This is a genomic window from Spiribacter sp. 2438, assembly GCF_009676705.1.
GTDB lineage: Bacteria > Pseudomonadota > Gammaproteobacteria > Nitrococcales > Nitrococcaceae > Spiribacter.
In genome coordinates this window covers 195,134-220,383 of the sequence record NZ_CP046046.1, presented here as the reverse complement: position 1 = coordinate 220,383, position 25,250 = coordinate 195,134, and the positions used below count along the sequence as shown (strand labels likewise).

Annotated in this window: 26 protein-coding genes, 1 tRNA gene, 1 pseudogene and 1 riboswitch; of the genes and pseudogenes, 12 read left to right on the top strand and 16 right to left on the bottom strand. The window is 65.0% G+C overall.

Annotated features, from left to right (window positions below; translation table 11 throughout):
• Nucleotides 1-5: 5 nt before the first annotated feature.
• The gene (gene radC, locus GJ672_RS01095) at nt 6-680 is read right to left on the bottom strand and encodes a DNA repair protein RadC (protein ID WP_154295480.1); all 675 of its coding nucleotides are present in this window, start codon (nt 678-680) and stop codon (nt 6-8) included.
• A gap of 83 nt (nt 681-763) precedes the next feature.
• On the opposite strand from radC, the gene coaBC reads away from it, so the two are divergent.
• The 6 genes from coaBC to GJ672_RS01065 all read left to right on the top strand — a co-directional run bounded on the left by coaBC (nt 764) and on the right by GJ672_RS01065 (nt 7,106).
• A complete protein-coding gene (coaBC, locus tag GJ672_RS01090; RefSeq protein WP_154295479.1) occupies nt 764-1,957 on the top strand; it encodes a bifunctional phosphopantothenoylcysteine decarboxylase/phosphopantothenate--cysteine ligase CoaBC in 1,194 nt (397 codons plus the stop codon).
• The gene (gene dut, locus GJ672_RS01085) at nt 1,944-2,399 is read left to right on the top strand and encodes a dUTP diphosphatase (protein WP_154295478.1); all 456 of its coding nucleotides are present in this window, start codon (nt 1,944-1,946) and stop codon (nt 2,397-2,399) included. The genes coaBC and dut overlap by 14 nt, the downstream gene beginning before the upstream one ends.
• Before the next feature lie 19 nt (nt 2,400-2,418).
• The gene (locus GJ672_RS01080) at nt 2,419-3,804 is read left to right on the top strand and encodes a phosphomannomutase/phosphoglucomutase (protein ID WP_154295477.1); all 1,386 of its coding nucleotides are present in this window, start codon (nt 2,419-2,421) and stop codon (nt 3,802-3,804) included.
• Nucleotides 3,805-3,895: 91 nt separating this feature from the next.
• A complete protein-coding gene (locus GJ672_RS01075) occupies nt 3,896-4,972 on the top strand; it encodes a cytochrome-c peroxidase (protein ID WP_154295476.1) in 1,077 nt (358 codons plus the stop codon).
• Between the two features lie 95 nt (nt 4,973-5,067).
• The gene (gene argB / locus GJ672_RS01070; RefSeq protein ID WP_154295475.1) at nt 5,068-5,976 is read left to right on the top strand and encodes an acetylglutamate kinase; all 909 of its coding nucleotides are present in this window, start codon (nt 5,068-5,070) and stop codon (nt 5,974-5,976) included.
• Entirely contained in the window at nt 5,973-7,106 is a 1,134-nt protein-coding gene (locus GJ672_RS01065; RefSeq protein WP_154295474.1) for an acyltransferase family protein, read from the top strand. Before argB ends, GJ672_RS01065 begins: the two co-directional genes overlap by 4 nt.
• Here GJ672_RS01065 and pyrE read toward each other — a convergent pair.
• Both pyrE and ppc read right to left on the bottom strand, forming a co-directional pair.
• A complete protein-coding gene (gene pyrE / locus GJ672_RS01060; RefSeq protein ID WP_154295473.1) occupies nt 7,094-7,738 on the bottom strand; it encodes an orotate phosphoribosyltransferase in 645 nt (214 codons plus the stop codon). The two genes, GJ672_RS01065 and pyrE, sit on opposite strands and share 13 nt — an antisense overlap.
• Before the next feature lie 4 nt (nt 7,739-7,742).
• Entirely contained in the window at nt 7,743-10,385 is a 2,643-nt protein-coding gene (ppc, locus tag GJ672_RS01055) for a phosphoenolpyruvate carboxylase (RefSeq protein WP_154295472.1), read from the bottom strand.
• A gap of 142 nt (nt 10,386-10,527) precedes the next feature.
• Between ppc and GJ672_RS01050 the strand changes: the two genes are divergently transcribed.
• From GJ672_RS01050 to GJ672_RS01040, 3 genes are read left to right on the top strand one after another with little or no spacing between them, the layout of a single operon-like run.
• The gene (locus tag GJ672_RS01050) at nt 10,528-11,916 is read left to right on the top strand and encodes an MFS transporter (RefSeq protein ID WP_229381904.1); all 1,389 of its coding nucleotides are present in this window, start codon (nt 10,528-10,530) and stop codon (nt 11,914-11,916) included.
• 25 nt (nt 11,917-11,941) lie between these two features.
• Entirely contained in the window at nt 11,942-12,937 is a 996-nt protein-coding gene (gene trxB / locus GJ672_RS01045) for a thioredoxin-disulfide reductase (RefSeq protein WP_154295470.1), read from the top strand.
• Between the two features lie 18 nt (nt 12,938-12,955).
• The gene (locus GJ672_RS01040; protein WP_154295469.1) at nt 12,956-13,234 is read left to right on the top strand and encodes a glutathione S-transferase N-terminal domain-containing protein; all 279 of its coding nucleotides are present in this window, start codon (nt 12,956-12,958) and stop codon (nt 13,232-13,234) included.
• Here the strand turns inward: GJ672_RS01040 and GJ672_RS01035 are convergent.
• Nucleotides 13,197-14,009 carry an exodeoxyribonuclease III gene (locus GJ672_RS01035; RefSeq protein ID WP_154296964.1) on the bottom strand — a complete coding sequence of 271 codons (813 nt, stop codon included), beginning with the start codon at nt 14,007-14,009 and terminating at the stop codon, nt 13,197-13,199. The genes GJ672_RS01040 and GJ672_RS01035 overlap by 38 nt on opposite strands.
• 43 nt (nt 14,010-14,052) lie before the next feature.
• On the opposite strand from GJ672_RS01035, the gene GJ672_RS01030 reads away from it, so the two are divergent.
• A complete protein-coding gene (locus GJ672_RS01030) occupies nt 14,053-14,595 on the top strand; it encodes an ATP--cob(I)alamin adenosyltransferase (RefSeq protein ID WP_154295468.1) in 543 nt (180 codons plus the stop codon).
• Here the strand turns inward: GJ672_RS01030 and GJ672_RS01025 are convergent.
• The 5 genes from GJ672_RS01025 to GJ672_RS01005 all read right to left on the bottom strand — a co-directional run bounded on the left by GJ672_RS01025 (nt 14,568) and on the right by GJ672_RS01005 (nt 19,815).
• On the bottom strand, nt 14,568-15,329 hold the full coding sequence (locus GJ672_RS01025; RefSeq protein WP_154295467.1) for an ABC transporter ATP-binding protein: 762 nt from the start codon (nt 15,327-15,329) through the stop codon (nt 14,568-14,570). The genes GJ672_RS01030 and GJ672_RS01025 overlap by 28 nt on opposite strands.
• A complete protein-coding gene (locus GJ672_RS01020; protein ID WP_154295466.1) occupies nt 15,326-16,306 on the bottom strand; it encodes an iron ABC transporter permease in 981 nt (326 codons plus the stop codon). Before GJ672_RS01020 ends, GJ672_RS01025 begins: the two co-directional genes overlap by 4 nt.
• Nucleotides 16,306-17,157, bottom strand: a complete 852-nt coding sequence (locus GJ672_RS01015) for an ABC transporter substrate-binding protein (protein ID WP_229381903.1) — start codon at nt 17,155-17,157, stop codon at nt 16,306-16,308. Before GJ672_RS01015 ends, GJ672_RS01020 begins: the two co-directional genes overlap by 1 nt.
• A complete protein-coding gene (locus GJ672_RS01010) occupies nt 17,151-18,977 on the bottom strand; it encodes a TonB-dependent siderophore receptor (RefSeq protein WP_154295465.1) in 1,827 nt (608 codons plus the stop codon). Before GJ672_RS01010 ends, GJ672_RS01015 begins: the two co-directional genes overlap by 7 nt.
• Nucleotides 18,978-19,121: 144 nt before the next feature.
• Nucleotides 19,122-19,314, bottom strand: a riboswitch (cobalamin riboswitch).
• 24 nt (nt 19,315-19,338) lie between these two features.
• Nucleotides 19,339-19,815 carry a hypothetical protein gene (locus GJ672_RS01005; protein ID WP_154295464.1) on the bottom strand — a complete coding sequence of 159 codons (477 nt, stop codon included), beginning with the start codon at nt 19,813-19,815 and terminating at the stop codon, nt 19,339-19,341.
• A 172-nt stretch (nt 19,816-19,987) separates the two neighbouring features.
• On the opposite strand from GJ672_RS01005, the pseudogene GJ672_RS09630 reads away from it, so the two are divergent.
• Nucleotides 19,988-20,419, top strand: a pseudogene (locus GJ672_RS09630) (polymer-forming cytoskeletal protein); the annotation flags it as partial.
• A 55-nt stretch (nt 20,420-20,474) separates the two neighbouring features.
• Here GJ672_RS09630 and trmB read toward each other — a convergent pair.
• From trmB to thiS, 3 genes are read right to left on the bottom strand one after another with little or no spacing between them, the layout of a single operon-like run.
• Nucleotides 20,475-21,197, bottom strand: coding sequence for a tRNA (guanosine(46)-N7)-methyltransferase TrmB (trmB, locus tag GJ672_RS00995; protein WP_154295462.1), 723 nt, complete (start codon nt 21,195-21,197; stop codon nt 20,475-20,477).
• Nucleotides 21,194-21,991, bottom strand: coding sequence for a thiazole synthase (locus GJ672_RS00990; protein ID WP_154295461.1), 798 nt, complete (start codon nt 21,989-21,991; stop codon nt 21,194-21,196). Before GJ672_RS00990 ends, trmB begins: the two co-directional genes overlap by 4 nt.
• A gap of 16 nt (nt 21,992-22,007) precedes the next feature.
• The gene (gene thiS / locus GJ672_RS00985; protein ID WP_154296962.1) at nt 22,008-22,208 is read right to left on the bottom strand and encodes a sulfur carrier protein ThiS; all 201 of its coding nucleotides are present in this window, start codon (nt 22,206-22,208) and stop codon (nt 22,008-22,010) included.
• 103 nt (nt 22,209-22,311) lie between these two features.
• Between thiS and GJ672_RS00980 the strand changes: the two genes are divergently transcribed.
• A tRNA-Gly gene (locus tag GJ672_RS00980) sits at nt 22,312-22,385 on the top strand.
• 10 nt (nt 22,386-22,395) lie between these two features.
• On the opposite strand, the gene GJ672_RS00975 is transcribed toward GJ672_RS00980, so the two are convergent.
• The 4 genes from GJ672_RS00975 to modA form a co-directional block, all read right to left on the bottom strand.
• On the bottom strand, nt 22,396-22,566 hold the full coding sequence (locus GJ672_RS00975) for a hypothetical protein (RefSeq protein WP_229381902.1): 171 nt from the start codon (nt 22,564-22,566) through the stop codon (nt 22,396-22,398).
• Nucleotides 22,567-22,669: 103 nt separating this feature from the next.
• Entirely contained in the window at nt 22,670-23,749 is a 1,080-nt protein-coding gene (modC, locus tag GJ672_RS00970) for a molybdenum ABC transporter ATP-binding protein (RefSeq protein ID WP_154295459.1), read from the bottom strand.
• Nucleotides 23,746-24,417 (bottom strand): molybdate ABC transporter permease subunit, encoded by a 672-nt coding sequence (modB, locus tag GJ672_RS00965; protein ID WP_154295458.1) that lies wholly within the window; start codon nt 24,415-24,417, stop codon nt 23,746-23,748. Before modB ends, modC begins: the two co-directional genes overlap by 4 nt.
• Nucleotides 24,414-25,184 (bottom strand): molybdate ABC transporter substrate-binding protein, encoded by a 771-nt coding sequence (modA, locus tag GJ672_RS00960; RefSeq protein ID WP_154295457.1) that lies wholly within the window; start codon nt 25,182-25,184, stop codon nt 24,414-24,416. The genes modB and modA overlap by 4 nt, the downstream gene beginning before the upstream one ends.
• Nucleotides 25,185-25,250: the final 66 nt, after the last annotated feature.

Genomic DNA, 25,250 nt, shown 5'->3' with positions numbered 1-25,250 from the left:
CCGAGTTAGAGCAGGCCGCGCTCGGCAAAACTCACCGGTCGGCCCTCCCCCACCACAAAGTGGTCAAGCACCCGAATGTCCACGGTGGCGAGGGCTTCGGCCAGTCGGGTGGTCATGGCCTCGTCGGCATGACTGGGCTCCGTCACCCCAGAGGGATGGTTGTGCGCCAGAATCACGGCGGCGGCATTCAGCTCCAGGGCCCGGCGGACCACCTCCCGCGGGTAGACCCCCGCCGCATTGATCGTGCCGCGAAACATTTCCTCGAAGGCAATCACCCGATGCCGGTTGTCCAGAAAAAGGCAGGCAAAAATCTCGTAGGGGAGATGCCGCAGCCGAGCCGTCAAGTAATTCCGCGTGTCCTCCGGGCCGTTGAGCGCTTCCCCGGCGGCCAGACGGGCCTGCAGATGGCGGCGCCCCATTTCCAGCACCGCCTGGAGCTGGACATATTTCGCCTGACCCAGTCCGTGATGCCCGGTGAATGTGGCGACATCGGATTCCAGCAGTGGCCGCAGGCCGCCAAAAGCACAAAGCAGGTCTCTGGCGACATCCACCGCGCTGCGACCACGCACGCCGGTGCGCAGGAATATCGCCAGCAATTCGGCATCTGACAGGGCAGCCGCGCCCTTCGCCAACAGTTTTTCCCTTGGCCGCTCCTCCACCGGCCACTGACTGATCCCCATGCAAGGCCTCCCGGTGCAGTTTTCTTGGATCGGGCAACAGTGTAAGTTCCCGGCTTTGGGCCAACCTGTGAACTCGTTCAGCCATGGCAGTTTCAGCCGAGCGCATCGTCCTTGGTGTCACCGGCGGCATCGCCGCCTACAAGGCGCCGGATCTGGTTCGTCGCCTGCGTGACGCCGGCGCCGAAGTCCGTGTGGTTCTGACCCATGGCGCCCAGGCCTTCGTCAGTCCACTGACCTTCCAGGCCGTCTCCCATCAGGCCGTGCGAACCGACCTGCTGGACCCCGAGGCCGAAGCCGGCATGGGTCACCTTGAACTCGCCCGATGGGCGGATCGTGTGGTGATCGCGCCGGCCAGCGCGGACTGCCTGGCGCGGCTCGCCGCCGGTTTGGCGGATGATCTGCTGACCACACTGTGCCTGGCCACCGAAGCGCCGATCACCGTCTGTCCGGCGATGAACCACGTGATGTGGAATGCCGCCGCGACCCGGGACAACCTCGCCACCCTCGAACGGCGGGGAATTCAGTTCATCGGTCCGGATGACGGCTCCCTGGCCGAGGGGGAGTCCGGGCCCGGGCGACTGGTGGAGCCCACCGAAATCGTCCGTCGCCTGACCGCGCCGGGGAATGGGCCGCTGGCGGGCCATCACGTGCTGATCACCGCCGGCCCCACCCACGAGCCCATTGATCCGGTCCGCTTCATTGCCAACCGCAGCAGCGGTCGCATGGGCTTTGCCGTCGCCGCCGCTGCGCGCCAGGCCGGTGCTCGGGTCACGCTGGTGGCCGGCCCCTGCGAGCAGGCCACTCCCCCTGGCGTTCAACGGGTGGACGTGGAAACCGCCATGGACATGCACCAGGCGGTGATGGCCCATATCCACGAATGCCAGGTGTTCATTGCCACCGCCGCGGTGGCGGACTATGGGGTCGCCTCCCCGGAGACGCAGAAACTGAAAAAAGCCGCTGGACCACCGTCGCTCGCCCTGACCCTCAACCCGGATATTCTGGCCGAGGTGGCGGCGCTACCCGACGGGCCATTCACGGTGGGATTCGCCGCCGAGACCCATCACCTCGAAGACCACGCCCGGGACAAGCTCACCACCAAAGGCCTGGACATGATCGCCGCCAATCAGGTCGGCGAAGGCCAGGGGTTCGGGGTGCCGGACAACGCCCTGTCCGTACTCTGGCGGGAGGGCCAGCAAAGCCTGGGGCCGGCGCCGAAGAGCCGGCTGGCCCATCAACTGATCGCCCTTGTGGGAGAGAAACTGCATGAAAGAGGTTGAGCTTCGGCTCCTTGATCCGAGGCTGGGTCACGAATTTCCGTTGCCGGAATACGCCACCGACGGCTCCGCCGGCATTGACCTGCGCGCCTGCCTGAAAGAGCCGCTGGTGCTGGAGCCCGGGGCAACCAGCCTGATCCCCTCGGGCATGGCGGTGCACATCGGTGACAATCACCATGCCGCGGTGGTGCTGCCGCGGTCGGGACTGGGCCACAAACACGGCATCGTGCTGGGCAACCTGGTGGGCCTGATCGACTCCGACTACCAGGGGGAGATCTTCATCTCGTGCTGGAACCGCAGTGAAACGCCCTTTGACATTCAGCCCGGCGACCGAATTGCCCAGCTGGTCTTTCTGCCCGTCGCCCGCCCCGGTTTCCGGTCGGTGGAAGCTTTTGACCGGTCCGGCCGAGGAGAGGGCGGATTCGGCCACACAGGAACGCAATAACCCGGCAAGGAGTGCCCCGATGACTGTCGTTGACCCTTCGATCCTTCGGACCTATGACATTCGTGGCAAGGTGGGCGAAACCCTCACCGAGGACACGGTTCAGGCTCTGGGCCGGGCCATCGGCAGCGCAGCAGCCGCGGCGGATCAGAGCCACGTGGTGGTGGGCTACGATGGCCGGACATCGAGCCCGGCGCTGGCCCGCGCCCTGCGCCAGGGCCTGATGGCCGCCGGACGGCAGGTCATCGATATCGGCATGGTGCCAACGCCGGTAATGTATTTTGCGACGCACCACCTGGGCACCGGCACCGGCACCGGCATTGCGGTCACCGGCAGCCATAATCCCGCCGATTACAACGGATTGAAAATCATGGTGGCGGGGCGACCGCTGTGGGGCGAGGGAATCACCGACCTGGGCCGGCGCCTGAAGGAAAACGACCTGGTCCGCGGTCAGGGGGCTGAGGAGACCCGGCCAGTCCTGGAGGCCTATCAGGCACGCATCACCGGCACCGTCTCCCTGGAGCGTCCCCTGCGGGTGGTGGTGGACTGCGGCAACGGGGTGCCGGGAGCCGTGGCCCCGACGGTGCTTGAATCCCTCGGCGCTGAAGTCATCCCGCTGTTCTGCGAAGTGGACGGCCGCTTCCCCAATCACCACCCCGACCCGACGGTTCCGGAAAATCTGCAAGACCTGATCGCGGCGGTGGCCACCCATGGCGCCGATATCGGCCTGGCGTTCGACGGTGACGGTGATCGCCTGGGTGTGGTGGATGATCGCGGCCAGGTGATCTGGGCCGATCGGCAGATGATGCTCTACGCCCGCTCGGTGCTGGCCAGTCAGCCCGGCGCAAAAATCGTCTTCGACATCAAGTGCAGCCGCTGCCTGGCCGACGTTATCCGTGAGGCCGGCGGCGAGCCGGTGATGTGGAAAACCGGTCACTCGCTAATCAAGGAAAAGTTGCGGGAGACCGGGGCTCCCCTGGCCGGCGAGATGAGCGGTCACCTCTTTTTCAATGACCACTGGTACGGATTTGATGATGCCACCTATGCAGCGGCCCGACTGCTGGCCATCCTGGCGGCGGATCCACGGCCCAGCAGCGAGGTGTTCGCCGAACTCCCGGATCCGGTGACGACACCGGAGATTCGTCTCGACCTGGCCGAGGGTGAGCCCCACCGGCTGATCAAGGCACTGGTGGCCGCGGCAACGGATTTCGAGAATGCCACGGTTACTACGCTGGACGGCCTGCGCGTGGACTTCTCCGATGGCTGGGGGCTGGTCCGTGCCTCCAACACCCAGCCTTGCCTAGTGATGCGCTTTGAAGGCAGCGACGCGGCTGCCCTGGAACGGATCCGGGACCGTTTCAACCGCCTGATTCAGGCGGCGGCAGAGGCCACCGACATCCAGATTTGACCGGCGTCAAGAATGGCACCGGTTCTGCTACCCCATCCCCGCTCCACTCCCTACCCTTGATACCAATCATTACAGAGAGGGAGTAGCCAAGATGAAAGCCGCCTATCCACTTACGGCTGCCGTGGCACTGGGGCTTGTCAGCAGTACGGTGTCGGCCAGCGACGAACTGATGGAGCGGGCTCAGCTGCTGTTCGAGCCCATCCCGGACAGTGGCGCGGAAGTACTGGCGGACCGCAACCCGATGACCCAGGAGAAAGTCGACCTGGGGCGGATGCTGTTCTTTGAACCGCGTCTTTCCGCCAGCCACACCATTAGTTGCAACACCTGCCACAACGTGGGTCTTGGTGGCGACGACAATGTGCCGACCTCCATCGGTCACGGCTGGCAGCGGGGTCCGCGAAACTCGCCCACGGTGTTCAACGCGGTCTTCAACGTCGCCCAGTTCTGGGACGGTCGCGCCGAGGACATGACCGAGCAGGCCAAGGGCCCGATTCAGGCCAGCGTCGAGATGAACAACACGCCGGATGTGCTCGAAGAGACCCTGCAGAGCATCGACGAATACGTGAGTGCCTTCGAAGCCGCGTTCCCGGAGTCGGATAACCCGGTGAGCTTCGACAACACCGCGGCGGCCCTGGAGGTCTATCAGGCCACACTGGTGACGCCCAACGCGCCCTTCGACCAGTACCTGGCGGGGGATGCGGATGCCCTCACGGATCAGCAGATCGCCGGTCTGGATGCGTTCATGAACAAGGGCTGCGTGGCCTGCCATAACGGCGTGAACGTCGGCGGACAGGGGTACTACCCCTTCGGCGTGATCAACCGCCCCGGGTCCGACATCCTGCCGGAGGGAGACCTTGGGCGTGCCCAGGTGACCGAGACGGCGGCGGATGAGTACGTCTTCCGTTCCCCGCAGCTGCGCAACGTCGAACTGACGGCCCCGTACTTCCATTCCGGCATTGTCTGGAGCCTGCGCGAAGCCGTGGCGGTCATGAACGACTCGCAGCTCGGCAGTATCCTCACGGATCAGGAAGTCGACGATGTCACCGCATTCCTGCGCTCACTCACGGGTGAGCAGCCTGAGGTGATCTATCCGGAGCTGCCCCCGAGCTCGGAAACCACGCCTCGGCCGGACATGCCGGACTTTCCGCGTACGTCCCAGGGAGGCTGATCTCCTCCCGGTGCTTGCGCCCTGACTGACAGGGCGCCACCATTGGGCCGCGCCTTCGGGTGCGGCCCCTTTTGTTTGCGGACAACAAAAACAGCATGAACAACGAGTCCACGCCCCCGGATCAAGTCGCCCACGTCCTCACCGAAGCGCTGCCCTACATCCGCCGGTTCCACGGCCGAACCGTGGTGGTCAAGTACGGCGGAAACGCCATGGTGGACGAGGCGCTGAAAGGCGATTTCGCCCGTGATGTGGTGCTGATGAAGCTGGTGGGCATCAACCCGGTGGTGGTTCACGGCGGCGGCCCGCAAATCGGCTCACTGCTGGAGCGGATCGGCAAGAAAAGCGAGTTCGTTCAGGGCATGCGCGTGACCGATGCAGAGACCATGGACGTGGTCGAGATGGTGCTGGGCGGCCTGGTCAACAAGGAAATTGTCAGCCTGATCAACACCCACGGCGGCCGGGCGGTGGGGCTGAGTGGCAAGGACGGCGGCCTGATCCGTGCGCAGCGTCTCAAGCTCACCCGGCCCGGCCCTGCCGAGCAGGCTCCGGAGATTATCGATATCGGTCATGTCGGCCAGGTGGTGGATGTCGACCCGGCCCTGATGACCCTGCTGGACGGGGCTGATTTTATCCCCGTGATTGCCCCCATCGGCGTGGATGAAGCCGGCGTTTCCTACAACATCAATGCCGATCTGGTGGCCGGTCATCTGGCGCGCACGCTGAACGCCGAGAAGTTGATCCTGATGACCAACACCCCCGGCATTCTCGATAGTGACGGTCACCTGCTCACCGGCCTTGACGCCGAGCGGGTGGCGGGCCTGATTGCCGACGGCACCATCAATGGCGGCATGCTCCCCAAAGTCGAATGCGCCCTGGACGCCGTTCGGGACGGCGTCGGGGCCACCACGATCATTGATGGCCGTGTTCGCCATGCCCTGCTGCTGGAAATTTTCACCGACAGTGGCGTTGGCACACTGATTCACGGCGAGGGGACGCCCTCATGATCCGGCTGGGCAGCATCGACACCGCCCGTTTTCTCGCCATCGGGCTGGTGTTCTACGGCCATCTGGTGGAGCAGGTGATGTACCTCGGCAGCGAGCCGGCGGCGCTCCAGTACAAGTGGGTGTACTCCTTCCACATGGCGCTGTTTTTTCTGCTCTCCGGCATGGTGGCCAGCGAGAGGCGGCTGGCCATGCCACTGCTGTCATTCATCGGCCGCATGGCCCGCAGCCGGCTGGTGCCCTATCTGGTCTTCGGCTTTCTGCCCATGGCCGTGGCGCTGGCCGGGGTACCGGGCTGGTTTCCGACGGTCGACCTCACTGCCACCGCCGGCTGGGTCGAAGGAGGGATCAGCACCCTCATGGGCCTGCCCGCTTTCAACATCCCACTCTGGTTCCTGGCCAGCCTGATTGTGCTGGAGCTGGTGCATCAGGGCCTGGCCCGCTTCTGGACGTCCACCAGCCGGCTTTTGCTAGCCATTGTTTTCTTCTACAGCGTTGGCTACCTGTTCAACCGCCATGTGGACGTGCTGGCGCTGGAACTGCTCTTCTGGATGGCCCACGTGGTGCCACTGGGCTATGCGTTCTACCTCACCGGGGTGCTGGTCCGTCGCAGCGGCCTGCTGGAAAGGGAGTGGCCGCGATTGGGTGTGGCTGCCGCCACGCTGGCCTGTATCGCCGTGGTGACGCTGACCTACGACCTCAACCAGGGGCCGTTCCGGCTGCTCGAGGCCGTGGTGATGATGTTCGGCACCGTGGGGCATCCGCTGCTGTTTCCGCTAACGGCACTGGTGGGCAGCCTCATGGTCGTCCTACTGGCGCGCCTGCTGCCCGCCTGGGCCTGGTTACAGCACCTCGGGGCCATCACCCTGATCGTTTACTGCCTGCACGGCTTTTTCTATCACTTCGTCAACCCGCCGCTGGCGGCCTGGATGCATGCCAACCTGACGATGGAGTCGGGGTGGGTTGTGGCGACCGCCACAACGGCCGGCACGCTGGCGAGTCTGGCCATCGCCGCCCCGGTGGCCGTTCTCATCGATCGCTACCTGCCCGAGATGGTGGGGCGTGGTCGCACCGGTCAGCCCCCAGCCGAAGACAATGAACCGCCCGCGGCGGGCCCGGCTCAGACTCCGTAGCGCGCCTGATATCGCCGCATGGCGGCGAGCCTCGGGTCGGCCCCGCCGTGCTGCTTTTCCAGGTAGTCCATCAGCGTTTCCAGCGTCAGAATCGCGGTGACCGGCACGCCATGCAACTCGGCCACGTCCTGGGTAGCCGAGCGCTCGCCCTGGCCTTTTTCCTGGCGGTCCAGCGCTACCAGCACGCCTGCCAGCCGGGCACCGGCGGATTCGATCAGCGCGACACTTTCCGCCACCGAGGTGCCGGCGGAAATCACATCGTCTACCACCAGGACCCGCCCGGACAGCGGAGCGCCCACCACCCGGCCGCCCTCACCATGGTCCTTGGCCTCCTTGCGATTGAACGCCCAGGGACAGTCCATGCCGTGATCCAGGGACAACGCCATGGCGGTGGCCGATATCAGCGGGATCCCCTTGTAAGCCGGCCCGAACAGCATGTCGAACGGCGGCGCGGACTCCACCGCGCAGCGAGCGTAGGCGGCACCCAGCCGCTGCAATGCCTCGCCGGTATTGAATAGCCCGGTATTGAAAAAATACGGGCTCTGCCGCCCCGACTTCAGGGTGAACTCCCCGAAACGAAGGACATCCCGCGCCAGGGCAAACTCGATCAGGTCGCGCTGGTAAGCCTGCATGGGATCAGCCCGTGTTGCGCATGCCGGCGGCGATGCCGTTGATGCAGATCATGAGCGCCTCGCGCAGGTCTTCCTCGTGCCCGTGCCGAACCCGGTCCAGCAGCTCCACCTGCAGCAGGTTGAGCGGATCCACATAGGGATTCCGGACACCCACCGAACGCTGAACCACCGGCGCCTCATCCAGAGGATTCTCGTGACCACTTACCGCCAGCACGCGGTCACGGGCATCTCTCAGTCGCTGTCGCAGGTCCGTGCCGAGGTCCTGCAGCGACTCGGGCACCAGACGCTGGTCATACCAGGCGGCCACCGCGGGATCGCTCTTCGCCAGCACCATTTCCTGCATGTCGATGAACGCCCGAAAGAACGGCCAGGCCTGGTACATGTGCTGCAATTCCGACTGCCGGCCCTCGTCCAGCGCCCTGGCCAGCGCATCCCCGGCCCCCAGCCAGGCCGGCAGCAGCAGCCGAGTCTGGGTCCAGGCAAAGATCCAGGGAATGGCCCGCAGACTGTCCACCCCCAGGGTGGGCTTGCGACGGGCTGGCCGACTGCCGATGGCGAGATGACTGATTTCGTGTTCCGGCGTGGCATGCCGAAAGTAGTCGATGAATGCCGGGGTTTCCCGAATCAGATCCCGATAGACCTGGCAGGACGTTTCCGCCAGCTGGTCCATGAGCCCTCGCCATTCCGGGGCGGGGGGCTGGGGCGGCGACAGAGTCGCCTCGGCCACGGCGGTGGTGTAGAGCTCCAGGTTGCGCTCGGCAATGCCGCGCAACCCGAACTTGGCCTGAATCACCTCGCCCTGTTCAGTCACCCGGAGCCGGCCATCCACCGAGCCGGGCGGCTGGGAGAGGATGGCGGCATGGGTCGGTCCGCCGCCCCGGCCGATGGAGCCTCCCCGTCCGTGGAAAAGGGTCAGGCGGATCCCCTGCTGCCGCGCCGTGGCCACCAGCTGCTCCTGGGTCTGATAGAGCGCCCAGGCAGCCGCCATGTGGCTGGCGTCCTTGGCGGAGTCGGAATACCCGATCATGACCTCCTGGTGACCTTGTATATGCTCCCGGTACCAGGGGATTTCCAGCAGCTGCTCCAGGGTCGCCTGGGCGCCCTGCAGGTCATCCAGGGTCTCGAACAGGGGCACCACCCGCAGAGGCTCGGCAACGCCCATCTCTTTCTGCAGCAGTTTCACCGCCAGAATGTCCGAGGGCTTCGAGGCCATGGAAATGACGTAGGCGCCCAGGGAGCCAGCGCCCATTTCGGCCACCACCGACAGGGTGTCGAGGACCTCGGTGACTTCCTCGTCGGCCTCGAAGTCCCGGGGGATCAGGGGGCGGCGGCTGTCCAGTTCGCGAATCAGGAACCGCTGACGCTCCGCCTCGTCCCAGCTTTCATAGCTGCCAATGCCGAGGGCCTGAGTCAGGGCGTCCAGCACCGCGGTGTGCCGGGTGGACTCCTGCCGAATGTCCACCCGCATGAGCGTGAGACCGAACACCGACAACCGTCGCAGCAGATCTTTCAGGCGCCCCTCGGCCACCACGGCGGCACCACTCTCCTGCAGGGAGCGGTAGCACACCATGAGCGGCTCCCGCAGCTCATGGGGGAACCAGTAAATGAGCGCGTCAGCCGGCCGGCGGCCCGCCAGCCTCGCTTCAATCCAGTGCTGGGTTGCCAGCAGCCGATCACGAACCGCTTTCAGGGCCGTGCGATAGGGCTCCCAGGCGTCGCCGACCCACGCCCGCAGTTCGTCGTTGGCCGCCTGCATGGACAGGTCTTCGATGAGCGCCTCGATCTCGTGCTCATAGAGTTCCACCGCCTTCCAGCGGTTGAGGAGGCAGACCTCGCGGGTCACGCCGGCGGTCACCCGGGGGTTGCCGTCACGGTCTCCCCCCATCCATGAGCCAAAATGAATCGGCGCGGCATCCAGCGGCAGATCACGGCCGGTCTGACGCTGCAGCATGCGATCCAGACGCCGCAGATAATGGGGCACCACGTCCCAGAGCGTCTGCTCGATCACCGCCAGGCCCCAGCGGGCTTCGTCCTGCGGTGCCGGCCGACGTCGGCGTATTTCGTCGGTTTCCCAGGCGGCGGTGATCTCCCGCCGCAGGGACTGGTGAACCTCTTCGATTTCCTCGGGCGTGGGATCCAGCCGATCCCCCTGGTCAAGCAGGGCGGCGATGCGGTTGTACTTCTGCAGCATCGAACGGCGCATCACCTCGGTGGGGTGAGCGGTCAGCACCAGCTCGATGTCCAATTCGGTGATGGCGGCATGCAGGTCCGCCGGATCCGTGTCCGGCAGCATGCGCTTGAAGAATTCCTCCAGCGATCCCCGCAACGGCCCGGTCTCGGGGTCGCGGATCCAGGCGCGGCTGCGGCGGATGCGATGATGCTGTTCGGCGATGTTCGCCAGGTTGAGAAACTGCGAAAAGGCCCGCACCACCGGCACGATCATTTCATCCGGCAGCTCGCCAAGCCGCTTTTCCAGGGCCCGGCCCGCAGCACCGTTGCCGGCGCGGGCCTCCTTCGCCAGGCTACGAACCTCCTCAATGGTCTCGTAAACCGTTTCCCCGGCCTGCTCATGGATGGTGCTGCCCAGCAGCCCGCCCAGCTGGCGGATGTCCTCGCGAAGCGGTAAATCGCTGCGATTTTCACTCATTCCGGCATGCCCTCCCTGCCGACATAAAAAAGTCCGGGCGGCCTGACCACCACCCGGACTCCCCCGGTTATGCCACGGATTCTGACCAATGGGGGGACGACGTTCAAGGAAGCGCTTGCCCGGCCCAGGCGGATCACCGACCATGCCGTTCATGGAACAGAGCCCCCCGGTGAGGAGCTGGCGCGATGTCGCCCGCGTCTACACACGCCCCAGCGTGGTCACCATGCTGTTCCTGGGATTTTCTGCCGGGCTGCCGTTCATGCTGGTGTTCGCCACCCTCAGCGCCTGGCTCCGCGAGGTGGACGTCAGCCGCACCGCCATCGGCTTTTTCAGCTGGATCGGCATTACCTACTCCATCAAATTCATCTGGTCGCCGGTGGTGGACCGGCTGCCGCTACCCGGCCTGACCCGCTGGCTGGGCCGCCGCCGCGCCTGGATCCTGCTGGGGCAGGGGGGCATCATCCTCGGCCTGGTCGGGATGGCCTTCGCCGACCCTCAGGTGGCGCTGCTGCCGGTGGCGTTGTGCGCGCTGCTGGTGGCGTTCTCGTCGGCCACTCAGGATGTGGCCATCGACGCCTTCCGCATCGAGTCGGATGTGGATTCCTTTCAGGCGGCCCTGGCGGCGACCTACCAGATGGGTTACCGCCTTGCGATTCTGGCGTCCTATACCGGGGCGTTGTACATGGCGGAGTTGCTGGACTGGCGCTCCGCCTATCTGGCCATGGCCGGCCTGATGGGGATCGGCGTGCTCACCGTGCTCCTGCGGCCGGAGCCCACCACCCGGGTTGACCGCACCACTGCCCGGCGGGAGGCCCGGGCCATGGCCTTTATCGAGCGCAACCCCACACTGCCGCACTGGATGCAGCAAACCGGCGCCTGGCTCATTGGAGCCGTGGTCTGCCCGCTCACCGACTTCTTCGGCCGCTTTGGCTGGTTCGCGCTGGTCATTCTGGGGCTGGTGGCCAGCTTTCGGATCAGCGATATCGCCATGGCCAGCATGGCCAATCCGCTCTATATCGACCTGGGCTACAGCAAGTCCACCATCGCCAATATCAGCGGCGCCTACGGCCTGGCCATGACCATGATCGGCGCCGTGGTTGGCGGGGCGCTGGCGGCGCGTTTCGGCATCATGCGCCCGCTTCTGGCCGGCGCCATCCTCGCGGGTTCCACCAACCTGCTGTTCGCCTGGATGGCCGGTCAGGGCGGAGCCACCTGGGCGCTGGTGCTCACTATCAGCGCCGATAACCTCTCCGGCGGCCTCGCCGGCTCGGTGTTCATCGCCTGGCTGTCCAGCCTCACCAACACCGCTTACACCGCCACCCAATACGCCCTGTTCAGTTCGCTAATGACGCTACCGGGCAAGTTCCTGAGTGGCTTCGGCGGCGTGGTGGTGGATGCGGTGGGCTATCCGTTCTTCTTCATTCTGGCCGCTGCCCTGGGTCTGCCGGCGGTGCTGCTCACCATCGCGGTCATGCGCTGGCAGGCCCGAGGCCCGGCGGTGGACGTTGCCGGCGCCGAACAGCGACAATAATGAGATTCTCATTGAGGAGACCGACATGTCCGAATCCCGCCACTGCCGTCTGTTGATTCTGGGCTCGGGCCCCGCCGGTTACACCGCTGCGGTCTACGCGGCCCGGGCCAACCTTGACCCGGTGCTGGTCACCGGCATCGAAATGGGCGGTCAGCTCACCACCACCACGGACGTAGACAACTGGCCGGGGGATGTCTCGGGGCTGCAGGGCCCCGACCTGATGGAGCGTATGCGCCAGCACGCCGAGCGCTTTGGCACCGACATCGTCTTCGATCACATTCACACCGCCGAGCTGGGGCAGCGACCCTTCCGGCTGAGCGGCGACAGCGGCGAGTACACCGCCGACGCCCTGGTGATATGCACCGGCGCGTCCGCCATGTACCTGGGCCTCGAGTCCGAAAGTCAGTTCATGGGGCGCGGGGTGTCGGCCTGCGCCACCTGTGACGGATTTTTCTATCGGGGCCAGGACGTGGCGGTCATCGGCGGCGGCAACACGGCGCTCGAAGAGGCGCTCTACCTGTCCAACATCGCCCGCCATGTGACCGTGGTCCATCGGCGGGATCGCTTTCGGGGTGAGAAAATCCTGCAGGATCAGGTGCTGCAGCGGGCCGAGTCCGGCAACATCACCATTCGCTGGAACGCCACACTGGATGAAGTCCTGGGCGATGACAGCGGCGTCACCGGCGCCCGGCTCAAAAGCACGGTGGACGGCTCCACCAGCAACATCGACCTGGCCGGCGTGTTCATCGCCATCGGCCATCGCCCCAACACCGACCTTTTTACCGGCCAGCTGGACATGGCCGGGGGTTACATCCGCGTGCGCAGCGGGCTCGATGGCAATGCCACCGCCACCAGCGTGCCCGGGGTCTTTGCCGCCGGGGACGTCATGGATCACGTCTATCGCCAGGCCATCACCTCGGCGGGTACCGGCTGCATGGCCGCCCTCGATGCCGAGAAGTACCTGGACGCGCTCGCTGCGGAATCCACCACCGGCCCGGCGGCCACCGCCGAGGCCTCCTGAAAGGAACTGGATGCCCTTATGACTGACACGCCGACCCCTCCCGCTCATCTCGCCCTCTATGAACATGAGCTCTGCGGCTTCTGCCAGAAAGTGCGCCGTGCCACCCAGGGGCTGGATCTGGACGTGGAGTCCCGCAACATCCTGCAGGACCCGGGCCGACGGGAAGAGCTGGTTGAGGGTGGCGGCAAGGGCATGGTGCCCTGCCTTCGGATCGAGCGCCCCGACGGCCAGGTGGAGTGGCTTTACGAGTCGGACGCCATTATCGATTACCTGAAGCAGCTGGCGGATCAGCACTGAGGTCCAGCGACCAGTCGTAATCGATGCACAGCGGCGCATGATCCGAAAAGCGGGGTTCCCGATGGATCTGTTCCGCCACCGCCGTGCCCGCCACCCCCGGCGTGGCGACCTGGTAGTCGATCCGCCAGCCGGTGTTGTTGGCCCGGGCCTGGCCCCGAAATGACCACCAGGTGTACTGATCCGATGCGTCATTGAGCCGCCGGAAAACGTCCACAAAACCCGCCTCGCCGAACAGCCGATCCATCCATTCCCGCTCGTGGGGCAGAAACCCCGAGTTCTTCTGATTGGATCGCCAGTTCTTCAGGTCCCGCCAGGTGTGGGCGATGTTCCAGTCGCCGCAGATGATGTACTCCCGGCCATCCGCCGCCATCGCCGTGAGCCGCTCCATCAGTGGCTCCATGAAGGCGTTCTTGACGCCCTGCCGGTGTTCCCCCGAGCTGCCGGACGGCATGTAGAAAGACACCACACTCAGGGCGCCGAAGCGGGCCTCCAGCCAACGCCCCTCGCGGTCTATCTCGGCCATGCCCAGGCCGCGGATGAAGTCATCGGGCTGGCGCCGGCTGTAGACAGCGACACCGCTGTAGCCCTTGCGCTCCGCGTCAACGAACTCAGCGTGGTAGCCCTCCGGAAAATACGGTCCGTCCTCGAGCTGCGCTCGCTGGGCCTTGGTTTCCTGTATGCAGAGCACATCCGGACGCTGGTCTTCGAGCCAGTCAAAAAAACCCTTCCGCTGAGCGGAGCGAATGCCATTGAGATTGGCGGTCATAATGCGCATGGTCATGACCGCCAGAATAAAACATCCCAGGGAGAATCACCCCATGCAACGCAGTGCCGATCTCGACGAAGTCTGCTATCCGTTCATCCACGAGACCGGGCCCCTGTGTGACTTTGAAGTCTTCACCGATGAACTCTGCGGCAACATCGGCGCCGCCATCGCTACCCTGCCCGCGGACATGGGCGACCTGCGCAGGGATCTCGAGGCGCTACAGCCACTGGTCTTTCACCTGAATGGATCAATCCGTGGCCGCCTTGCCATCAGTGAAGCCAATCTGGATCAGGCCAAGGCCCGGCTGGCTCACTACCGGGGCGAGGCGGCCGGCCGTGCCGAGGGATTTGTATTACCGCGGGGGGATCTTCCCGTGCCGTTTCTGAACCTGGCGCGCTCCGGGGCCAAGAAAGCGATCCGCCAGATGGTCCGCGTGGAGGAAGCCGGCATCGAGGTGCCGGAGGTGCTGCCGCGGTTCTGCAATATCCTCTGTAATCTCTTCTTCGCCATGATCCTGGTGATCAACCAGCGGCGGGATCAAACGGAAGTGGCCTTCGTCTCCAAAAGCTATGGTCCGAGCACACGCAAAGACTGATAAACCGGGCCTTCCGGGGTTTCCTGGAAAAACGCCTCGATGTTGAAAATTCTTGCCAGGTGATCCGTGGTCAGGACGCTCGCCGGCGGCCCATCCGCCATCACCCGGCCTTCACCCAGCAGCACCAGCCGGGTGCAGTGACGGGCCGCCAGACCCAGATCATGGATGGACAACAGCACGGCTCCCCCGGCTCGAGCCAGCCCGGCGAAGCCTTCCATGGCGCTGATTTGATGGGCCGGATCCAGGCCGGCGGTGGGTTCATCGGCCATGACCAGCGGTGTCTCCTGCGCCAGCGCTCGCGCGATCAGCGCCCGGGTGCGCTCGCCGCCGGAGAGCCGAGTGGCCCGGCGATGCTCGAAGCCCTCCAGATCCACCGCGGCCAGCGCCTTTTTCACGGCCGCGCGATCCACGGACGCGGGGGCCAGCCCCAACGGCCGGTGAGGCAACCGGCCCAGCATGACCAGTGCCTCGACACTGATGGGCCAGGCGATGGTGCGATCCTGGGGCATCCACGCCACGGTTCGAGCCCGCTCCGCGGCGCTCATGGCCGCCAGCGAGCTGTATCCGGTGGCCGGCAAAAGGCCCAGGGCAGCGCGCATCAGGGTGGTCTTTCCTATCCCGTTGGGTCCGATCAGCCCCACCAGTTCACCCGATCCGATGGACAAGTCGGCGCCCTCCAGCACCGAGCGGTTGCCCAGGCTCACACCCAGCTGTTTGAGTGCCAGGAGGGTCATTCCAGCTCCCGCCGTGTTTGATAGATCAGATGAAGAAACAACGGCGCGCCGATAATGGCCGTTACCACGCCGAGCTTCAGGTCGGCCTCGGGCAGAATGACCCGCACCAGACTGTCCGCCAGCAACACCATGGCCGCGCCGCCCAAGGCACTGGCGGGCAACAGCCGGCCGGGCATGGCGCCGACCAGGGGCCGCAGGACATGGGGCACCACCAGCCCCACAAAGCCGATGGTGCCGGCCACCGCGGTGCTGGCCCCCACCACCAGCGCCGCGCCAAGAATCAGCAACACCCTCACCCGCAGCAATCGCTGACCAAGCGCCTCGGCGGCATCCTCACCCAGGGTCAGCGCATCCAGTGGTCGACCCAGGGCCAGCAGCATGGTCATCCCCACCACGATGAAGGGCAGGGCGAGCCAGACATGCTCCATGGAGCGGTCCGCCAGCGACCCCATCATCCAGAAGACGATTTCGCTGGTGGCAAACGGGCTGGGGGAGAGGTTGAGCACCAGTGACACCAGCGCGCTGGCCAGGGCGGATATGGCAATCCCCGCCAGAATCAGACTGAGGGATCCGCCTCGGGTACCAGCCAGCAGGGAAATCAGCACCACGCCCACCAGCGCCCCGGTGAGCGCCGCCAATGGCAGCCCCAGCGGCATGATGCTGGCGAGTCCCGTCTGAATGGCCAGCACCGCCCCCAGTGCCGCGGAGCCGGAAATGCCCAACAGCCCGGGCTCCGCCAGCGGATTGCGCAGGTAGCCCTGCAGCGCCGCTCCGGCAAGCCCCAGACTGCCCCCCACCAGGACGGCCAACAGCGCCCGGGGCAGTCGGATTTCCTGCATCACCAGCGCCAGGGGCGTGCCCGGCTCACCCACCAGCGCCACCAGGCTCTCCCCGGGCCCAATGGCCGCCGGACCGATCACCAGTGACGCCAGGAAAAGCCCCAGCACCAGCGGCGAAAGCCAGAGCGCCACGCGCACTAGGGCGCTCCCATGAGTTGTCCTCGCAGGGCGCCAATGCGCTCCACCGCCGACAACGCCTGGGGCGTGCCGCAGACCCAGTCGCTGGTGACCAGCTCGTGAACCACCTCCCAGGCCGCGGCGCGCTCTACCGCCGGATGACGGAGGATGGCTTCGGAGCGGGAGCGGGCATCGTGGCGGCTGCCGGTGATCAGCACGTCCGGCTCCGCCATGACCAGCGATTCCAGGGGCAGATGTCCGCCGAACTGCACGTCCTCGCCAGTGGCCACATTGCGAAAGCCCGCCGCCCGGACAATGTCGCCCAGCAGCGTCTGGTCACCCCGGGTGTACCCATTGGGGAAATACAGGGCGGCGCGGGGCGGGTGAACCACCGGCTGCTGCAGCATGGCGAGGCGCTGATCGAAATCAGCGATCAGCCGGGCCGCCTGCGCCGGGCGCCCCAGCACCTCGCCCATTTGCTGCAGGTTATCCCGGACGTCCTCCAGCGAGGTGGCCGGATCGAACACCGCCACCGGAATACCCAGGCGCTGCAACATCGACACCGTGGGCCCGGCGTTGAAACGCCCGGTGATCACCAGATCCGGCGCCAGCTGATGAATTTCCTCGGCCCGACCATGATTGGGAGGATACTGCCGGGCTGCCTCCGCCATGGTGGAGTTCCGCGAGTCCTGCGCCAGCGCGGAGACCGAGATCAGCTGACCCTCGTCGGCGATCAGCATGGCCAGCTGATCCGTGCACAGGTTCATCGATACCACCCGCTGCGGCCGCTCATCGCCGCTGGCCATGACCGGGAGCCCAGCCCCGGCCATCAACCCAACCAGCAGCACCGCACTCAGGCATCGCCCTACCACGACGCCCTCAATCCGGCGAACACCGCCCGACCCCGAGTGGCATAGCCCCAGACCTCCTGGTAGTCCTCATCAAAGACATTGGTGACCCGAGTGGTCAGATCCACGTTGTCAGTCAGGGCATGGCTGGCCGCCAGATTGACCACGGTGAAGTTGGGGAGCTGTTCTATCGGATTGCCATCTTCCCAGCGCTGCTGATCAAACAAGCCCCGCACGTACCGCAGATCCCCCGAGAGGGTGGTGGCACCGTCCGGCAGCCGCCAGGTGGCATTCAGGCCCACCTCGTTGCGGGGGCGGCGGGTTTCGATGTTGCCATCCGGGTCGTTGGCGTCGGTGTAGGTGTAATTGAGGGTCACATCCACGTCATCCACCGGCTTTAAAAACACCGTCAACTCGACGCCCTGGCGATCACTGTCGCCATCCAGATTGAAGTTTTCCGGAAACGGAGCGATTTTGTCTTCCAGTGTCTCGTTGAAGTAGGTGATGTCCACAAAGCTGCCGTCGCTGGCCAGAGGAATCTCCACCCCCACATCAAAGCCGATGTTCTTTTCCGGCTCCAGATCCGGATTGGGTTCGACACCGAATCCACCCGTGATATTGACGAAACTCGGATTGACAACGGCTCTGCCCGCCGAAGCGTGCCAGCGCACCCCATTGTCGAGAAAATACGAACCGGCGACATTCCAGGTGGTTTCATTGGCGAACTCGCTGTTGTTATCCCGGCGCACACCGGCCTGCAGGCTGGCACTGTCAGTCATCCAGGCCCGATACTCCAGGGCGGCGCTATTGTTATCACGCTCACCCTCGCCATCGCGATCCCGGTCCTCCCGGCGCTCCAGCAAAACGGACAGTAACTGGTCGCTGGACGTCGTCGTGGCTCCATCCAGCGCCGTCTGGAGGCGATAGTTGACGACCTCGGTGCGGAAATTCGTGAATGCTTTCTGCGTTGTCCGGTCGAACCGCAGGCGGTGGCTAACGCGCCCGCCGGCAGCGTTGTGATCGAGGTAGATGCTACCGGCACGCTCATTCAAATCCGTACGGTTATCCTGGTCGACGACGTAGCCAGCAGCACTGTCAGCGTCTGTATCGGTACCATCGAAGTCGTAAACCGCATCGGCGGCTCTGAGGCTGAAGCCAAGAGTGGTCTGGCCGGTGAGGTCCAGCTCGCCCTTCGCGGATGCGGCTTCCCAGCGGCGACCATCGCGATCGCCATCGCTTCCGCTATAGTCAAAACCGCGGTCGTTGAGATTGGAGAGATTGACCGAAATCCGGCTCGCATCGCCGCCGTGACTCAGATAGGCGTTCTGACGGTCACCCTCGCCGAACTCAACAGAACCTCCGTAGCGCAGGCCCTCGCCGGCTTCACGGGTGACGATGTTAATGACGCCGGATGCGGCGTCGGTACCGAAGGGCACCGATTGCGGGCCCCGTAAGACTTCGATGCGCTCGATATAGGACGCATCCAGACCTCGCAGTACGTACTCGCTGTCGCCGGCCGCCGCACGGACGCCGTCGATCAGCACCAGGGTATGCCGGCCTTCACCGCCCCGAATACGAATCTGGCGGTCGGTCGGCGCAGAACCGTTGATGGAAACACCGGGCTGGGCCTCCAGCGCCTCCTGAACCGTGGAATAGCCCCGATCCTCGATCTGCTGGCGGGTGATTACGGTGCTGGAGCGGCCGTATTCATCTGCCGAGATCGGCGAAATCCCCCCGGATATCAGAATGGGATCGAGTTCGGTGGTGTTGGTCGACTGTGCATGAACGTGAGTGGACACACTGGCAGCGACGGCCAGCGCGGTAGTAGCAAATGCCCTTTTCATTGTATTGAGGCCTTTCTTTCCCTGGCGGGATGGCTCCCGCCGACAGACACACGGGGTCTGCGAAGGCCCTCATCAGACAGCCCGCCGCAGACCGGCGACTGTCACCTCTGCGGTAGTGCCGCTTCCCTGGCGCGCCCCGCACCGGAAATGGGTGAACACATCGGCAGGTCTCCTGGCTCACGGGTCGTTGCTGGGCTCCGCCTTCCCATCGCCGGGGCGACAGTGGCATTCAGGAGCTTCGCTCGCCGCTTACAGTTGCGGGGGCAGCCGCAGCTTTACACTGCGTTCCCTTTTAATCCGGCGTCGTGACGCCAGAACCGAAGCACCAGAAATATTGCCCAGAAATCAGGGTTGGATCAAGTCAGGGGGATGGGTCTTTCGAACTCAGGCGGGCGAGCCGCTCTATCAGCGCGTCGATCGCCGCTTGCCGCCGAACGGGCTCAAAACGCTGCCGCTCAGCGGCATCGGTCACCGCTGCCATGGCTGCCTTCAGCGATGCCAGATCGCCTGTCAGGTCGGCGCATAAATCGGCCCCATGATTAATGGCAAGGGCGCGCAGGTCCGAGCGGGTTTCAGGAATCAGGGCGATCACTTTCGCCAACGAATCCCCACGAAAGGTTTCAATAAACCTCAGCTTGGTTTGAAGATCGCTCGACAGATCCACCAGCAACAAGTCGATCTCATCGACGAAAGGCGACCCGCGCAGTTCGCCGATTCCCGAGAGCACCCATAAAAGAGAAGTCTGACCCCGCAACAGGCTGCGCACGTCCTGCCTCGCAGCCGCGCCTGTAATCACGGCAGCCACCTTGGGCAACTGTCCATCTCGTCCTGACGGCATCAGATCCTCCCCCCGACCTGCCGCCGCGACCCTGCCACGTGTCCCGTGGATGTAGCGTCCCCCTCAATGGGTATTTTTTTCCCCAACCCATGCTATTACCCACGACTGGGTATAGCAGGCCCGTCATGCAGCATGATGCGATAGTGAGGTGATAAAACTGCAGGAATCAGCCATGGCCGACAGCGAGGCAGAGCCCATTGATAACCGGCTTTCCGGTCTGCTACGGGCCGCATTCAGCCAGCCAGCTGGTGGCTCCCTGGGAGGCATCTTTCACGCCATGAAAGGGACTGGCAAACGATCAGCCAGGAGCGATGATTCTGACCACGCACTGACCGGGAGTCACTCATCCAGCAACACACCGGCTGATCTCGCGATCGCCGAACCATCCTCGGTGGTGGCCGCTGGCATGAAGTTTGAAGGCAACATTACCGCACCGGGCAGCGTTTACATCAATGGGTTGGTGGAAGGTGATGTCCGAGCGGGTCGGGTGGTGATTGGATCGGAAGGCCACCTTGCCGGCGATTTATATGCCTCGCGAGCCGTGATCTCCGGACGTACCACCGGCGAAGTGTGGTCCGAGGACTTGATTATTCATAAAACCGGACAAACCCATGGCCCCATTCATTGCGACCAGATAGACATTCGCCCTGGCGCCCGGATCATGTCACTCGTGCAGTCCGATATCCAACGGGGCGAAGTGCCGGTGTCTCCCGTTCGAGAATCAGATCAAACACCCCATGACCCTTTCGCAGGCCACGGCGCTCAAACCGCGTCTGAGGGCGATCGCCAGCCGACGGCGCATACCCTCCGTGGGGATTGAGGAAGTGGGGATCGGCATCGGTGAGTGCCAGCATCCACTCGGCGTACTCGGCCCAATCGGTGGCCATGTGCAGCATCCCGCCCGGCTTCAGCCGGTCAGCGACTCTGGCTAGCCACTCGGACTGCACCATTCGACGCTTGTGGTGGCGCTTCTTGGGCCAGGGGTCCGGGAAGAACAGCTGAACCCCCGACAGCGAAGCGGTCGGGATGCCCCATCGCAGCAGCTCACTGGCATCCCCCAGCAGCACCCGCAGGTTATCCAGTTGATGGCGCTCGATTAAACGGAGGAGTTGTCCGGTGCCTGCCCGGTACACTTCGACCCCCAGATAGAGCCGGTCCGGATGGGCCGCGGCGATTTCAGCCAGCGCCTCACCGCTGCCAAAGCCAATGTCCAGCGTGATCGGACCGGGCCGGGAAAACAGATCGGGCAGGTCCAGTGGCGATCCGTCCCAGCGAACGCCATAGCGCGGATAAAGCTCGTCCAGGGCACGCTGCTGGCCGCTGGTGAGGCGGCCCTCGCGGCGGACATAACTGCGAATGGGACGAAGGGGCGTGTCGCTCACGCGCCGCCTTGCCAGAAAGTGCCTTCCAGCGGGGAACTGGCGGAGGCAAATCGGCGCATGGGCATGCGGCCAGCCCTGAATGCCTCGCGACCCGCCTCGATGCCCTTGCGCATGGCTGAGGCCATGAGCACCGGGTTCTGGGCGGCGGCGATGGCGGTATTCATCAGCACCCCGTCACAGCCAAGCTCCATGGCCACGGCGGCGTCGGAGGCGGTGCCCACGCCGGCGTCCACGATGATGGGCACCTGCGCGTTTTCGATGATGGTCATCAGATTATAGCGGTTCTGAATGCCGAGCCCCGAGCCGATGGGCGAGGCCAGCGGCATGACCGAAACGCATCCCATCTCCTCCAGGCGCCGGGCAGCGATGGGGTCATCGCTGGTGTAGACCATGACATCGAAATCGTCGGCCACCAGCTTTTCCGCCGCCTCAAGGGTCGCCGGCACATCCGGATACAGGGTTTTCTGGTCGCCCAGTACTTCGAGTTTGACCAGGTTATGGCCGTCCAGCAGCTCCCGCGCCAGCCGGCAGACTCGCACGGCATCGTCAGCGGTATAACAACCGGCGGTGTTGGGCAGAATCGTGAACTCGCTGGGAGGAATCACGTCCAGCAGGTTGTCTTCATCGGGGTTCTGGCCGATGTTGGTGCGGCGGATGGCCACCGTCACGATTTCGGCCCCGCTGGCCCGAATGGCCTCTCCGGTTTCGGTCATGTCCCGGTACTTACCGGTACCCACCAGCAGACGTGACCCGAACGTGCGTCCGGCAATGGTGAAGGTGTCCTGTTCGGTCATGCTGCCTCTCTGCTGTTCAGCCGCCGCCAATGGCCCGAATGACCTCGACCCGATCGTCAGGCTCAAGCCGGGTGCGGCCGTGCTCGCCGCGGGGCACCACGGTCTGATTGACCTCGACGGCGACCCGCTGCCCCGCCATGCCGAGCTCCTGGAGCAGTGACTCGACACTGCAGTCCGCTGGCACGGTCCGGGTGTGGCCATTGACGTAAATGAGGATGTCGGGGGTGGAAGCGTTCATACCTGCATTGTATCGCAGAGACTCGGGTTCAGCCGCAGGGGGCTTGCCGAAAATCATGAAACCCGGATACTTGACACCTCAGGCGGCTGTAGCTCAATGGTAGAGCGCTGCCCTCCCAAGGCAGTGATGCCGGTTCGATCCCGGTCAGCCGCTCCAGATCGCCTGCTTAGACGGGCCGGAGTACCACCTCATCCTCATCGACGCTTGCCAGCTGATACGGCATGGCACTGCAGGCAAACCGCTGCACGATGCGGTGAGCCTCCTGCCGGGCTTCACGCGCCGGCCCACGAATCACGATCTCCCGAGCCCGGTATTCAATCCGACAGTTTTGGTGCATCGATGCCGCCATGAAATGCGCCCAGCCCTTATTGGTGCACTGCAGAAGGCCGGATTGTGACGATCCGATGACACTGAGTAAAGGCATTCGTTCCGAGGCGGTATCAATCGGTGACGCCAATCACCTGAGGTTTGATCAATGCCTGCAGTCGCCGACCCGGCTCCAGCTGCAGGGACGCCGCCGACTGCCGGTGAACCTGCGTCCACAGACGGGCCCGGGAACCGGCCTGCAATTCAAGCCGCAGCGCCTCGTTGGCTTCCGTGACGATGTTTTTCACCACCACCGGCATGGCATTCAGCGCCCCGCTGGCCGTCGGAGGGTCATCCAGCAGCACGACATGGCTGGCGGACACCCGCAGTCGCACCCGATCCCCTCGCTGCACCGATAACTCCGGCAATCGCAGCCGACCGGCGTCGGTGGCCAGCGTCGTCAGCCCCCAGTCGTTATCCCGGGCGACCACCCGGCCTTCCCAGATCGCGGTGGGCTCCATGTCCCCGAGGGCCAACCAATGGGCCGGTGAGGAAAACACGACATCCACCCGGTCATGGGCGGTGATGCATCCCTTGTCCATGAGCATGACCCGGTCGGCCAGTTCCAGGACTTCATTGTGGGCGTGGGTCACATAAAGGCACGGAATGCCGAATCGCCGGGGTATCGCCCGAATCAGGGGCATGATGCGGCGTCGGCGACCGTAATCCAGGGCCGCCAGCGGCTCATCCATTAACAGGACACGGGGCCCGGCCAGCAATGCCCGACCCAGAGCCACTCGCTGCGCCTCTCCCCCGGACAGAGAATCCGGCCAGCGATCCAGCAGGCCGTCCAGTCCCAGGGTGTCCAGCACTTCAGGTCGAGACGGGCCATCGCCGGTGCGGCGCTGCTCCCCGTAGGCGAGGTTCTGGCGAACACTGAGATGGGAAAACAGCCGGGTATCCTGAAATACCAGCCCCACCCGTCGCTGGTACACCGGGATGTGCACCCGGCCCGACTGCCAAACGCCGCTGTCGTGCTCGATCTGCCCCGCTGAGTTGCGTTCCAGGCCCGCCAGGCAGCGCAGGAGGGTGGTCTTGCCGCAACCCGACCCGCCGAACAGCGCCGTCACGCCGGGCTGCAACGTGCCGCTGGCGTCGAGGCGAAAGCCGGGACGCTGCAACTGGCAATTGAAAGACAGCACGGCCCGAGTCACCCGAACATCCCGGTCCGTTGTCGGCCGTTGAGACTATAGACCAGCACCAGTACCAGAAAGGAAAAGGCCAGCAGGCCCGCGGACAGTCGATGGGCGGCCCCGTACTCCAGCGTCTCGACATGCTCGAAGATGGCAATGGCCACCACCCGCGTTTCGCCGGGAATACCGCCTCCCACCATCAGCACCGCACCGAATTCGCCCAGCGTGTGCGCAAAGCCGAGCACCGCAGCGGTGAGAAATCCCCGCCCGGCCAATGGACAGGCCACCGTGAAAAAGGCATCCGCGGGCCGGGCGCCGAGACTGGCCGCCGCCTCCATGGCGCCGTCGCCCACACTGCGGAAGGCGTCCCGCAGCGGCTGCACGACAAAGGGCAGGGAATAGATCACCGAGGTAATGACCAGACCCGTAAAACTGAAGGTGAGCGTCTTGCCGGTAAGTTCCACCCAGGCCCCGCCGATCATTCCCTGGGGGCCCAGCAGTATCAGCAGATAAAACCCCAGCACGGTGGGCGGGAGCACCAGCGGCATGGCAACCAGCGCGTCAATGGGCACCCGCCAGCGACTGCGGGTAACGGCCAGCCACCAGGCCAGCGGCGTCCCCAGGATCAACAGCACCAACACGGTCACGCTGGCCAGCTGAAGACTGATCCATACCGGTGACAGGTTCACGGGGCGGCTTCCGGTGGGCGGTACCCGAATCCGACCATGATCTGGTGCGTCGGGTCACTGTCGAGAAACGCCAGAAAGCGTCTGGCGGCGGCCGGATTGGGCGCGTTTTCCAGCATCACGGCATCCTGGCGAATGGGGGCATGCAGATCCTCCGGCAGCAGCACCCACTCACCGTCGGGCCGGCCATCGCGGTGCGCGTAGGAGGCCGCCACCAGCGCGTGGCTGGCGTTTCCGGTGGCCAGATACTGAAGCGCCTGGCCAACGTTCTGGCCCTGAATGATGGAGGGCTCCACGGCCCCCCACTGACCGGTGGCTTCAAGCGCCTGGCGCGCCGCCAGTCCGTAGGGCGCCAGCCGGGGGTTGGCAATCGCCAGACGGCCGGACAAATGCGACGCCAGCCCCGCAAGGCCCGCCTCGGGGAGTGACTGGCCCGGCCGCGCCCATAGCACCAGCCGGCCCTCGGCATAGGTCATCCGACTGCCGATGACCGTCAGACCGTCGGCCTCCAACCGCCCGGGCCGCTCCTGATCCGCTGCCAGAAAGACATCGAATGGGGCGCCGTTGACGATTTGGGCGTAGTGCTGTCCCGTCGCCCCGGCGCTGATCCGGACCGGGAGCCCGTACTCTGCCTCGAAGGCCTCGGCGATCACTTGAACGGGAGCGAGGAAGTTGGTGGCCACGGCCACCCGCAGCTCGGCGGCGGCCGAAGCCACGGCCGTCGCCGTCAGAACAATTCCCAAGGCGGCCTGGACGGCCCGGCGCCACATATCCGAAAACGCTCCCGCATGAAACGAAGGACATGCTCTACCGGGCCGGGCCGGACGTCAATTGAG